This window comes from Vibrio sp. M260121 (assembly GCF_036533715.1).
Taxonomy (GTDB): domain Bacteria; phylum Pseudomonadota; class Gammaproteobacteria; order Enterobacterales; family Vibrionaceae; genus Vibrio.
The window spans coordinates 1-12,854 of record NZ_JATABF010000057.1; the positions used below are offsets into that span (position 1 = coordinate 1).

8 protein-coding genes are annotated in these 12,854 nt (G+C 43.5%); 6 read left to right on the forward strand and 2 right to left on the reverse strand.

Going from position 1 to position 12,854, the window contains the following annotated elements; all coding sequences use genetic code 11:
• Window positions 1-220 precede the first annotated feature (220 nt).
• Together QTO06_RS22825 and glgX are read right to left on the reverse strand one after the other, a co-directional pair.
• A complete protein-coding gene (locus QTO06_RS22825; protein ID WP_331409964.1) occupies window positions 221-1,942 on the reverse strand; it encodes a sensor domain-containing diguanylate cyclase in 1,722 nt (573 codons plus the stop codon).
• A 265-nt stretch (window positions 1,943-2,207) separates the two neighbouring features.
• Window positions 2,208-4,166: a glycogen debranching protein GlgX gene (glgX, locus tag QTO06_RS22830; protein ID WP_331409948.1), complete on the reverse strand. Its 1,959-nt coding sequence runs from the start codon at window positions 4,164-4,166 to the stop codon at window positions 2,208-2,210.
• 445 nt (window positions 4,167-4,611) lie between these two features.
• Here glgX and QTO06_RS22835 point away from each other — a divergent pair, with 445 nt between their 5' ends.
• From QTO06_RS22835 to QTO06_RS22860, 6 genes are all read left to right on the forward strand, one after another.
• Entirely contained in the window at window positions 4,612-5,886 is a 1,275-nt protein-coding gene (locus QTO06_RS22835; protein ID WP_331409949.1) for a maltoporin, read from the forward strand.
• Between the two features lie 100 nt (window positions 5,887-5,986).
• Complete coding sequence (locus QTO06_RS22840; RefSeq protein ID WP_331409950.1) at window positions 5,987-6,796, forward strand: MalM family protein; 810 nt, start codon at window positions 5,987-5,989, stop codon at window positions 6,794-6,796.
• A gap of 328 nt (window positions 6,797-7,124) precedes the next feature.
• Window positions 7,125-7,631 carry a glycosidase gene (locus tag QTO06_RS22845; RefSeq protein WP_331409965.1) on the forward strand — a complete coding sequence of 169 codons (507 nt, stop codon included), beginning with the start codon at window positions 7,125-7,127 and terminating at the stop codon, window positions 7,629-7,631.
• An 88-nt stretch (window positions 7,632-7,719) separates the two neighbouring features.
• On the forward strand, window positions 7,720-9,342 hold the full coding sequence (locus QTO06_RS22850; RefSeq protein WP_331409952.1) for an alpha-amylase family glycosyl hydrolase: 1,623 nt from the start codon (window positions 7,720-7,722) through the stop codon (window positions 9,340-9,342).
• A 344-nt stretch (window positions 9,343-9,686) separates the two neighbouring features.
• Entirely contained in the window at window positions 9,687-11,306 is a 1,620-nt protein-coding gene (locus QTO06_RS22855; protein ID WP_331409954.1) for an endonuclease, read from the forward strand.
• 884 nt (window positions 11,307-12,190) lie between these two features.
• Window positions 12,191-12,712, forward strand: a complete 522-nt coding sequence (locus QTO06_RS22860) for a hypothetical protein (RefSeq protein ID WP_331409955.1) — start codon at window positions 12,191-12,193, stop codon at window positions 12,710-12,712.
• The last annotated feature ends 142 nt before the right edge of the window (window positions 12,713-12,854 follow it).

Sequence of the window (12,854 nt, forward strand, 5' to 3'; positions counted from 1 at the left end):
TTAGGGCTTTGTTGTACTGTTTCCAGTTAGTTGTTTTGTAACAAGGTTTCGGCATAAGGCTACGATGATTAACTGATGTAGCCGATCAGATCGTAACTTCCTGATTTAGTTCCATCGAATTACGCAACAAAGCCATCTTGTGACTTAACTGACTGTAATAGAAATAAAAAAAGCCAGAGTGATATCTGCTCTGGCTTTGTCTTTTTTTGTAAGAAATTCGCTATGCCGCTTTGAGGTGGCAGACGCGATTCTTGCCCAATCTTTTTGCTTGATAAAGTGCTTTGTCAGCTTGCTCCACTACATGGTGATAGCTGGTTTCTAATGGCGTAAACCCAACACTTGCCGTAAATCGCACATCACCACAACCCAATGTGAGATGGCTTCTTTGCAGCGCGGTTAGGAAGTTATCAAGCTGATGTTTGGCATCAAACTCGTCATTGGCTTGGAACACGATGGCAAACTCTTCACCACCATAACGCGCTAAACAAATCCCTTTTGGTTTAGGGAAGCAATCGCGCATCACTTCAGCTGTTTTTTGGATGACTAAATCACCGACTGGGTGGCCGAATTTATCGTTGATGTATTTGAAGTTATCAATATCGACCATCGCGATAAAACGGTTCTCTGAATCAAGCTCTCTCGACACTTTTGCTGCTAAGCACGCTTTGTTTTCGAGTTGCGTCATTGGATCTTGATGGCGCAAACGGTCATGTAATTTCAGGTTTGACAACGTAACTTGGGCGTAGTTTTGAATCAAACTGAGCACGCATTTGTAGGTTGGGAATCGGCAACTTACGTAAGTCACGCCAAGCAGCTCTCGTCCATCAAACAATGGAATGCAGTAGTGGTTACTGTTGATCTTGAGCTTTTTCGTCAGCTCGTCGCCGTACTTCTTCGTTCTGTACGTTAAAGCGCTATGAGAAAAACGCGCCGCGAGCTCCGCGTCGGTTAACACCAGCTTTTTATTGCCGTGATAATCGAGGGTGTAAAAGCTGTAATTCAAGCTGTCGTATAAACAGAACTGTATGCCTCTGTGGTAGCAAAAACGATCCAAGACATGCTTGAGTTGGGTTTTGAACTCACCAACGCTCTCCGTGCCATTTAGGCGGGCTAAAGACAAATGCAGTTGGTAAGTGAGGTAGTTGATTCCGATGGCGAGCGCAAGTAGAGAGGCGATGACACCGGCCGTTAGCGTGAACGGATAACTGCTGTTGAGGATATCGGCACGGTCTGTTCCTGCGACAAACACCCAGTTTAAGCCGTTGTCTGCATCGAAGACTGAAATCTTAAAATTATCTTGGTAATAGTATTCGTGTTTACCGAACAGTAAGCCCGATGCAACTTTATCGCTAATACCGCCATGATAACTTACTGAATAGTCACCGATGCGGCTTGGATCTGGATGGAATACTAAGCGTTCTGTGTCTCTGTCTACGACAAATACATAACCTTTATTCAATGTTTTAAGACCACGCAATTGTTGAGTGGTATGAAGAAGATCGAACTCAAGCCAAAGTTGGTATTTTAGGTTTGGATTGACGTGTTTGATGGCGAATACCCAGCGTTGTTGCGGGTTTTGGTACAGCGAAGAGATAGAGAACTTATCGCTCACAGTATCCAGTTTATGCCATTGAATTGTGCTGGTGTCTGCTTGTTTGATTTGACCAGATAGGCCATAAGCGACGCTGTTGTTTGATGTGGTATAGAGGATATTGGAGTATTGCGGGGAATAGTCGATGATGCCTTGGCTTAGTTCGCGGAAGTCAGGATCATTGAGGTCTTGTTTGCTTGCTTTCAATGCGGTCTCTAGAAGGTAGAATTTGCTGAAAGCCGCTTCGATTTGGGAGTGGATCAACCGTTCTGCAGTGATGATATTGGTCTGTGATTGCCGATAGACCATCGACTCGGAATCGACTAACTGAGCATAAGCCAGATAGACCATGAAACCTGCGAGTAATAGCAGGTAAGGCCGCAGAATGCGGATTAAGAATTTAGGTAAAGCCATGATGCCAAATTACGTTGTAGATATTATAAATGTGATTTGGATAGCAATATTAGATTAGTTTCATTTGTGTATCAATGCGTATGGTGTGCTATTTGGCCTGGTTGATGGATCTCTACTCGAAATGTCGATAAAACAAACCCAGCGTGTTGCTGGGCTTGTCAGTTTTTGTAGGAATAAGCTTCGCTTGTGTCAGGTAAGGTTCTTACTCTGGTTGATAATGCAGAATTGCCATCGACGTAGGAGAAAGCAGCACTTCGCCTTCCGCATGACCAGGATTGAGATTACGCACATTGGTATCACACACGGTCACCCACTCTTGACCACGCTCATTTGGTAGCTTAAATCGCGCAGGTGCGTTGGTTTGGTTAATCAGGTACACCAACTCTTGCCCTTCCTTGCCGATGCCTAAATGCAGCGCAACAGAGCTTAAACGGTTCCAATCGTCGTGCTCCATCAAGCTGCCATCAATACGACGCCAGAAGATACGGTTGTTGTTGCGATTCTCACCACTGAATGCTCGAATGAATGGCACCATATACTGATTACGATTAGCGACCATTTGTGACATCCACACTTTGAAGTGCTGTTTGCGTTCTGTGCTCGACCAATCTAGCCAACTGGTTTCGTTATCCTGACAGTAAGCGTTGTTATTACCGCCTTGTGTGTGCGACAACACATCCGCGGTTAGGATGTGAGGGATACCAAATGCAAACAGCAAGCTCGCCATTAAGTTGCGCTTTTGTTTTTCACGCGTGGCGATGATCATCAGGTTTTCGGTTTCGCCTTCCACACCATAGTTTTCAGAGCGGTTATCGCCATGGCCGTCGCGGTTTTCTTCACCGTTTGCCTCGTTGTGCTTCTGTTTGTAAGACACCAAATCTTGCAGGGTGAAACCATCGTGATACGTGATGTAGTTGACTGTGAGTTTGTAAGGCCAGTTCGCTGCGCTGTAGATATCACGAGAGCCCATTAAACGGGTCGCAAATTCTTTTAGATAGCCCTGGTCACCGCGCCAGAAGCTGCGAGAGATGTCGCGCAGTTTGTCATTACATTCGTTCCAACCAAATGGGAAGTTACCCACTTGGTAGCCGTTAGGGCCAATGTCCCAAGGCTCAGCGATCAGTTTCGTTTCGCGAAGAATGGGGTCTTGCGCGACGGCTTTAAAGAAGGCTGCTTCTGGATTGTAGTCGTCGCCTTGGCGACCTAGCGTTGCTGCCAAGTCAAAACGGAAACCATCAACTTTAAATTCGCTGACCCAGTAACGCAGCGTATCCATAACGAGGTTAAGTGCAGGTTGGTAAGTCATATCAACCGTGTTGCCGCAACCAGTGAAGTTAGCAAAGTGCTGACCGTGCTTGATATAGAAACGTGAGTCGAGCGCTTTTAGGTTGAAGATCGTTGAGCCTTCACCGCCTTCCGCCGTGTGGTTATACACCACATCAAGAATCACTTCGATGCCGTGTTTATGCAGCTCGCGGATGGTGGTTTTGAGCTCGGTTACCGCGTCTTTTTCTGCATAGCGAGGGTCCGGCACCATGAACAAGTATGGGTTGTAACCCCAATAGTTCACTTTATCCATCTTTAGCAAATGCGGTTCATGCATACACGCTGCGACAGGTAGCAATTGCAACGTATTGATGTTTTGCTGTTTGTAGAACGCCAACATTTCAGGTGAAGACAAACCTAAATAACGGCCTTTTGTATCGCTTGGAACTTCAGGGTTCTGCTGAGTGAGCCCTTTAACATGAGTTTCAAACAACACCATCTCTTCTCGTGGTATGCGAGGATGATCGGTGTCTTGCCAATCAAAGTTGTCTTCTATGACGACACACTTTGGCATATCGAAGCTTTTTGCAGGAGAAAATGGAGGCTGGTAGTGAAGGGCTTTATCAATCGACTTTGCATAGGGATCGGAGATCAGCAAAGGTTCGTCTTTGTGCGTCACCACATAGCCATACTTTTGCCCCGGTTTGATGTCAGGGATAAAAGTATGGCGAATGCCTGCATATTCGCCTGGTAAGTCGTGCAGCTTGTAGCTACCGTCTTCCGCAAATAGCGCAAGTTGAATGTCTTTACTACTTGGAGCATGAATAGAGAAGTTACAACCTTCTTTATTTACGGTTGCGCCGAGTGGGTATGGGCGAGAGTGAAGTTGTGTCATCAGCGAATCTTTTTTTAATTTTATTGCTACCTTTAAGAAACTATAAGTAAAAAACTTTGTCTTACTAAGGTCAACCACCTTATATCGAAAATTATCACTGTAATTAAATTACTTTCTACGACCTATTTTTGACAAAAATATGAAATGGCTATCACTTTGTAGCGGCCATAAACTGAAGAAACTTACTAATTCCTCCCTAGATTGGTGATCTAACTCGAAAAAACACCATTCGGTAAATTTTCTCATCCCTTCTCATCCCCCCTAAATTAGTTTGGGGTGGAGGACGTCATCCTTGTACGCCTTGGGTAATCTTAAGACTGTTGAAACAAACGGGGACTTGTTCCCATCTTACCTCTCTTTCTTTAGGTGCATTTTTACTGCCTATATTCACCTAAAAGAGTGAGCAGGGAAGACAGAATTATAAATACCCTTAATGGAGTTAAGAATGAAAAAAGTAAGTGTAATTGCTGCTGCTGTTGCTGCAACTTTAGCTGCTGGTTCTGCTTTCGCAGTGGATTTCCACGGTTACATGCGTGCTGGTGTTGGTGTGAGCGCTGATGGTGGCCAACAAGTAACATTTGAGAAGAACAAAATCGGTCGTCTAGGTAACGAAGGCGATGTATACGGTGAAGTTCAACTAGGTAAAGAAGTTTACAACAACAACGGTAAAACGTTCTACGTTGACTCAATGTTTGCAATGACTTCTAACGGTTCAAACGACTGGGAAAGCACTTCTGCTAACTGTGGTCTTGACGGCGCTGGCGATGTTAAATGTGTTGATGATGCACAATTCGCACTACGTCAGTTCAACGTTCAAGCTAAAGGCGTTCTAGATTTCGCTCCAGAAGCAACTTTATGGGCAGGTAAGCGTTACTACCAACGTCACGACATCCATATCTCTGACTTCTACTACTGGAACATCTCTGGCGCAGGTGCTGGTATCGAAAACATCGAAGCTGGTCCAGGTAAACTATCTCTAGCATGGGTTCGTAACGACCGTTCTGACATCGCTGACCCAGGTAACGATGGCGGTGATGCAAACGTAAATACACTTGATGCGCGTTACGCAGGTCTTCAAGTATGGGATAACGGTTCTCTAGAACTAGGTCTAAACTACGCGCTAGTTAACGAAACTGACGCTGCGCCAAACAGCACTAAAGATGCGAAAGATGGCGTAATGTTCACAGCTGAATTGACTCAAGGTCTAGATTCAGGCTTCAACAAAACAGTATTCCAGTACGGTACAGAAGGCTACTCTAAAACAATGGCATTCTACGGCGACGGTAGCTGGTACGGTGCAGAAGCTGACAGTGGCGCATCTGGTTACCGCCTAATCAACTGGGGTGTAATCGGCATGGGCGAAAACTGGGAAATGGGTCACCAGTTAGTATACGGTGTTGGTGAAGACATGTGGGCTGGCCAAGACAAGTGGGAAGCAATGTCTGTAGTTGTTCGTCCAATGTACAAATGGGATGACAACCACAAAACTATCTTCGAAGCTGGTTACGCTATCGATGATAACGACGGTGCAGAGAACAAGTTCGGTAAGCTGACAGTTGCTCAAGCATGGTCTGCTGGCTCTAGCTTCTGGGCTCGTCCTGAAATCCGTCTATACGCTTCTTACCTAACTGCAGATAAAGACGACAACTCGAACACATTCGACAACGGTCGTTCTGACGATACATTCCAGTTCGGTGTACAAGCGGAAGCTTGGTGGTAATCATCTAACCATTAAGTCCTAAATTGTCCTAGAATGATACAGCCAGAACCTATCTGGCTGTATTTATTTCAAAAACAATAACGAGTCGAGGTAGACGGTAATGAAAAAATGGCTTGCTCCCGTGCTGTTGGGAATGTTGGCTACGGGTTGTTCTTCTGTAGAACAAGTAGACATGAGCCCGAAAGGTCAACAACAAGTGATCACGCAGTCGGGTGATATTCAATGGGTACCAATTGATGTACCTGTGGTTACTGAGTTCGCTTTGACTGATAAAAGCCAGATGCTGCTAGATGGTAATAGCGCAGGTGCAATTGCAGCGTTCGCATTACCAGGCAATCGTGGCAGTCTCGATATCAAACTAGAGACCTTCGTAAACAAAAATCTAGAGTTTTACGCACCTAACGTCGTTGTTATGAACACGGCAGGTGAAACTATTTACCAAGCAGATTTCTCAAAGTTTAAGTACGAGCCAGCAAAACTGTTGGACAACGATAAATTCGTACTTGAAATGAACGTGATTCCAGACATGACAGGTAATGACTTGCATGTACTGGTTTACACAACTTCCGCTGATCTAAAAGGAAGTTCTGAAGTTCTTCACCCTGCAAAAGCCTTCGCACTGGCAAACCATACTCAGCCGCCAGATATTGCAGACCCTCAAGCGAAACACAGCCCACTTGGCCAGTTCCGCTTTTCAGTATCCGCGAACGATATCGTGAATACTAAGATTGTTGCGAAAAACGACAACATTCCTCAAGGTACGGATTTAACTAGCTACTACCACAGCTCTATCAAGGCAGCGGTTGCCGCGGACGATATTCCTAAAGCGCTAACACTGCTTGATGAAGCAAAAGAATTGGGCATCGAAGGTGCACAAGAAGTATTTGTTAAAGCGGTAAATACCAAATAAATGAATAAAAAAGGTCAGCAAATTGCTGGCCTTTTTTAATTGCTTTTAGAACGATAAAACTCACCCCTACATATAGTTAGCTTATTCACAAATTTATTTGTTTTACTTTGTTTTTCATATTTAACAGATCAATAATTAAAGTGTGTTCCTAACCTTACTCGTCATCGATTAGGAAATAACTAAACCTCTCAAAGTAATCTGGCTCAGCAAGATAGAGAATAATATTCTTTATCGCTAGTTTGGTATTTTGTTCTTTTTAAATATTAACTTTATCCAGATTGGTGAGTTTGTATTTACTTTGGAATATTAAAAAGGAATTAACGTGAAAATGAACATGATGAAAACTTCACTTGCTGCTGCCTTACTTGTTGCTCTTGCTGGTTGCCAATCGACAGCAGAACCAGAAGGTGCTGCTGAACCTATTGTTAATCTGTCTCAAGACGAAGTCGTTGCTTTCATGGCGGCTTGTGATAACCCAGATAGCACGGCAAAAGGCCCAATTTCTAAACCTCTGTTTGTTGTCGGTACGTTTGCTGATTCAGATTGGAAACATGTACCTCAACGTAAATACACTTACAAAGGCAATAACTTCTACCAAGTTGTGACGCAAGAAAAAGCAGGCTCTTACAAAATGCAGTACGCGACTGAGTTGTGGTTCCCACAATTTACAGCGAAAGGTAATCGAATGAATGTTGGTGAATTAACACCATTAACATTTGGTGGTTACGGCACAGATACTGCGGTTGATATTAAAGAAGATGGAAAATACGTTTGGAACCTTCAATTTGAAGGAAAAGGTAAGCCACTTCACGTAATGGTTAATAAGTGCCAATAAAATTCCATTCAGTTATTTAAAATTTATTTTTATTTATTAACCCCTGCATGGAAAACATGTTGGGGTTAATTTTATTTGGGAGAGTTTAATGCGCAACGTACGATATAAAAAACTATTTGGCCAATCGCTTTTAGCCTTGAGTGTGGTTGGTGTTTTATCCGCGTGTAATTCCTCTGGTGGAAGCGATAATGGCAGCACGCCACTTCCTGATGCAAGTTATGCTTGCCAAGCGAATGTAATGGAGCAAAGCAATCAGCTTCGCACCTATCAAATCATGGTTGAGAGCTTTGTTGATGGCGATTCGAGTATCGGCCATGGCACAGGTTACGGCACTAGCCATCATAACGGTGATCTTCAAGGGATTATCGATTCGCTCGATTACATCCAAGACTTGGGCATGAATGCAATTTGGTTGACGCCAGTTTTTGAATCGGAAGCCATTGATGGGCAGGATCATTGGGCTGATCGTTTAGATGCAACGGGCTACTTTGCCACGGATTATTTTAAAATTGATCCTCGCTTTGGCGATTTAGAAACGGCGAGAACCTTAGTTGATGAAGCACACAAACGCGGCTTGTATGTCTTCTTTGATGGCGTGTTTGGTCATCACAAAGAAGGGTTGATTAAGCCGTCTCCATCGGGTTTATTACCTTCTGGTTCGAGTAATCCGGTCGACTACCCAGCAAGTTTGGATTTCTACGAAGAAGTCGCGACTTACTGGGTCAAAGAGCTAAAAATTGATGGTTGGCGCTTAGACCAAGCGTACCAAGTTCCAACCGACGCATGGACGCAAATCCGCAAAGCGGTGGATGAAGCCTCACAGAGTGTGACTTACACCAACGCGGAAGGTGATCAAGTGAATCCTCTGGGTTACATGGTCGCTGAGATCTGGAAAGGCGAATCAGAAATTGCGAGTGACGCATACGGCGCGGCTGACGATCCTTCGTTGTGCTCGGCATTTGATTTCCCAATGCGCTATCGCGTGGTGGAAACACTGGCTGTCAATGAGAGCGGTGTCGGCGGTCGTGGTGTGGATTGGCTAGATAATGGCTACCAAACACACTACCAATATCCGTCTCATGCTCAGCCAAACTTGATGATTGGCAATCACGATTTAGTTCGCTTTGGTGACTTGTTGCAACGAGGCGGATTAGCGGATGTGAACGATGCTGAATACTGGCAACGCCACAAAGCCGCGTTTGCATTCCAAGCGGCTTACACCGGACCAATCACTCTCTATTATGGAGATGAAATTGGTGACCAAGTTGATGGTTTTGACGCAAAAGAAGACAACAATACGTGTGCGGTTCGTGGCGTGTGTGATGACCATGTCGCTCGCAGCAGTGCCAAGATTGAAGGCGTAACGGCAACCCTAGATGCCAACCAAGTTGATCTGAAAAACTATGTTAAGTCATTGATGACGATGCGCGCTGCTCATCCTGCTTTGTATCAAGGCAGTCGCACTAACTTGGTAGCAAGCAATGGCAGTTATGTGGACTTGAAAGTATCTGGCGATGACCAAGTCTTATTTGCTTTGAATACTCTTGAGAGTGCCCGCAATATTGTGCTGACTGAAGCGCAAGTCGGAAGCAATCAAGCGCTGGTGGATTTAATTACTAACCAACAAATCACCCCAAGTAACGGGCAATACCAGGTCCCGATGTCATCATTACAAGGGCGCTTCTTCAAAGTGATGCCAAATACTCAATAAGTCATTCTCAATCAAGGTAACCCAGACCAAGCCAAGTGTTGTTCTCTACCCCAATAGAAACGCACTTGGCTTTTTTTATCGCTTTGTCTAAGATGCCGCTCTTTTTAGTCATAGGTAGCGATATTCCACTTTGAGCTCCCGCGTTCTTTCTGTACATCCCTTTGCTTTTTATCGCACAACTGCCGTTGAAGAAGTGAAAGAAACAGTACGCAGTTTGTGAGATGTGCTGCACGATAATGAGAATATTCACATTCATGCAACGTCAAACTGTGATTTATGACTTACTCATGTGTAATTGTTATGTTTATCTTCTTGGGGATTTATATAACTAATGGAAAATTATAATGAAATCCATAACGAACCCCCTCTGTCTCTTACCTCTTATTTGTTCTCCAATCGCCTATGCTGAGGTCTTGAATGGAGACTTTGAACAGTGGAATGGTAATGCACCAACGCAGTGGTCTGTGATTGATTCCGGCATTGCTGTTTCACCGACCAGTGACCCGCACCAATCTGGTGGTCTTGCGGCTCAAGTTATCGTAAATACAGGTACCCAAAGCAACACCGACTTTTTGCAAACCATTAATGTGGAGCAAGGGAAAACCTACCCATTTTCTGTCGCGGTTTATCATACGGAAGGTAATGTTAAAGCGCGTTTGGTGGTTGATGGATACCACAGCTACTCTAATCCTCAGCAAACCAATCAGTGGCAACAACTCACACACAGTTACACTGCATCATCAAACAAAGCGATCAATGTCGGGTTACGCTTTTATGATGAATCGGGCTTTGACGGCTCTGAAGTCGTTTATGTCGATAACTTTCAGCCAAACCAAAATGGTGGTACTCAGCCACCGGTAGAAAGCTGTAATGACAACGAAGTGTCACTGACATTGAACACCGATAGCTATGGCTCAGAAACCAGCTGGGAATTGAAGGATAGCCAGTCACAAGTGTTGTTTTCTGGCCAAGGTTTTGAATCTTCGAAAACTTACGAAAAAACCATGTGCCTAGCGAACGGCGATTACCAGTTTACGATCAGTGATAGTTATGGTGATGGCATTTGTTGCGGGAACGGCAGTGGCTCATACGCCTTAATGTTTGGCCAAACCACATTAGCGTCTGGTGGTGAATTCACGAAATCTCAAACTACAAGCTTTACTCTTGGTGGTTCAACGACGCCTCCGCCAGTGGTCGGGGAATACTATAAAGCCGCAGAAGGCAAAACAGGTTTTGAGTTGAAAACAGCGCTGTTTAACATCATCAAGGATCACACAGGACGCGGCTACTCAGCGATTTGGACCTTAGTGAAAGACGCGGACATAGACACCTACTACGAGAAAGATGGCTCCATTCTCGATATGTATTCTGAAAAACCATCTGGCAGCGATACGGTGAGTTTTTCCAAAGTCACTGACCAATGTGGCCAATACAAAACGGAAGGCGATTGCTACAACCGTGAACATTCATTCCCTAAGAGCTGGTTTGGTGGCAAGGTTGAACCGATGAACTCCGATGGTCACCACCTGTTTGCAACCGATGGCTATGTGAATGCGAAGCGCAGCAACTGGCCATTTGGTGAAGTGGGTAGCAGCACTTACGTATCAAGCAATGGCTCAAAAGTTGGTTCAGCAAGCTCTACTTTGGGCTATTCAGGGACGGTATTTGAGCCTATTGATGAGTTCAAAGGTGATTTTGCTCGTGCGTATTTCTACATGGCGACGCGCTATGAAAACGTCATTGGCAATTGGGAAAGCAACTCTAGCAACTCTGACGCGGTATTGAACGGCACGAAAACGACCGTCTTCGAACCATGGATGCTGAACATGTTGAAACGTTGGCACAAAAACGATCCAGTCAGCGCGAAAGAGATCAGCCGTAACCAAGCGGTGTTTGAATTCCAAGGTAACCGCAACCCGTTTGTGGATCACCCTGAGTTTGTCGAGATTATTTGGGGAAACTGAGTTTTCTCAAGGTGAGCACCTCAGTCAGTAATTGAGATAAAAAAATCCACTATATGGTTTGGGGACCATATAGTGGAAAAGGCGCTATGTGACTAACACCATCATGGAGTGTCTGAGTTTTCCCCAGTCGGGCGTATAGTACTTAACGGTTTCAAAGACTCATTATCATTCTTAGGTTAAAAATTATTGATATGCTCTTTTTCTTTGTAGAGTAGTAGAAACAACCTGTGAGCCAATGATTCTTGAAGCGCTTTTAACATGTTTACACTTCATTGAGTCGATTTTTGACGGCTTACATTTTATGCGCCTAAGTTCTTTGGTTAACCCCTTATCTATCAACAGCTCTAGTATGATACTTTTTGATTTATTGCTTTGGCTTGTTGATATTTAAGTACCTCTCTGATTTTGAAGATTTTTATGGTCGGTATTGTCTTCACTTTCTTTTTCAAAAAAACACTCCCTGAAAAAGAAGTGGTGAAAGTAAGAGTAGGAAATGATTTTCAATACTTAATATAATAATAAAGTGATGAATAAATTGTGTATTTAAAAAACACTGCCACCTTATTTGCCTGGTTTTATCAAAGCACAGTAGCTAAATTGAATATTAAATATGCTATTAACAATTACTGAGAGCTATAGCAAACTCAAGGTGTGGGTGTCTTTCCTATGTTTGCCGCCCTTATCACTCCTACAAAAGCAGATTGCCCACTCCCTATAGGGTGGGCCTTTTTGATTCCACTCGGTTGACTGATGGATGTCGCATTTATTTATATTTTTGATTTTGATTTTACATTCAATATGCGAAGTTCTTCAAAAAATTACCCACTACCCCTAGATAAAATATGGCAATATTAGCTTATTTTATAAAATAAAGAGGGTGGTGAATGTCTAAGATGAGTGATAAAAAATTAAAGGAACGCATAGAACGAATCTTAAATAATCACCCTGGGGCTTCCTCCAGAGAAGTGCGTCGACGTCTTATGAAAGTGGTCAATACCCGTCACTTATACTCCCATTTAGCTCCGTTTTATGAACAAGGTAAGATAAATGATAGCGCAGAGATTGATTTTATCTTAAATAAGATGATGAATATGCATCTTGGGATGAGAGTTATTGCTCAAACGATTTCTAGTTCTGACTATAATTACATTCAAGTTGAAAAGGCACTTTTGTTGCTTTCAAATAACTTTTGTCATGTGGAGCAAGCTAGGCTTTGTAAAGAAGCGCGATTTGGTGCCGGCTCTCCTAAAGACGCAGATCATCAATCTACGATGGTGATGTATCTACAAAAGCAAGGCCATCGCTTATTTGATATTTGGAAGGTATTAGGTATCGAACATGATAAAAAATTTCGGAAAAAAATAACAGTTACGAAGAAACCTAAATTAAATGTTGATATTACTTAACATTGAAAGAGCTACCGAAAAGATAAGTAACAAATAACGTGCAGAAATCGTCATAGTTTGTCATCAATGTTTCGCATTTATATTGATTATGTATCATGGGCTGAAGAAGAGAGATATTAAGCTTCCACTTAATTCCTTTCTC

Excerpts from the sequence above, each read along its gene's own strand:
- glgX (WP_331409948.1), bottom strand. The coding sequence starts at position 4,166 with ATGACACAACTTCACTCTCGCCCATACCCACTCGGCGCAACCGTAAAT.
- QTO06_RS22845 (WP_331409965.1), top strand. The coding sequence starts at position 7,125 with ATGAACATGATGAAAACTTCACTTGCTGCTGCCTTACTTGTTGCTCTT.
- QTO06_RS22850 (WP_331409952.1), top strand. The coding sequence starts at position 7,720 with ATGCGCAACGTACGATATAAAAAACTATTTGGCCAATCGCTTTTAGCC.
- QTO06_RS22840 (WP_331409950.1), top strand. The coding sequence starts at position 5,987 with ATGAAAAAATGGCTTGCTCCCGTGCTGTTGGGAATGTTGGCTACGGGT.
- QTO06_RS22825 (WP_331409964.1), bottom strand. The coding sequence starts at position 1,942 with ATGGTCTATCTGGCTTATGCTCAGTTAGTCGATTCCGAGTCGATGGTC.
- QTO06_RS22835 (WP_331409949.1), top strand. The coding sequence starts at position 4,612 with ATGAAAAAAGTAAGTGTAATTGCTGCTGCTGTTGCTGCAACTTTAGCT.
- QTO06_RS22855 (WP_331409954.1), top strand. The coding sequence starts at position 9,687 with ATGAAATCCATAACGAACCCCCTCTGTCTCTTACCTCTTATTTGTTCT.
- QTO06_RS22860 (WP_331409955.1), top strand. The coding sequence starts at position 12,191 with ATGTCTAAGATGAGTGATAAAAAATTAAAGGAACGCATAGAACGAATC.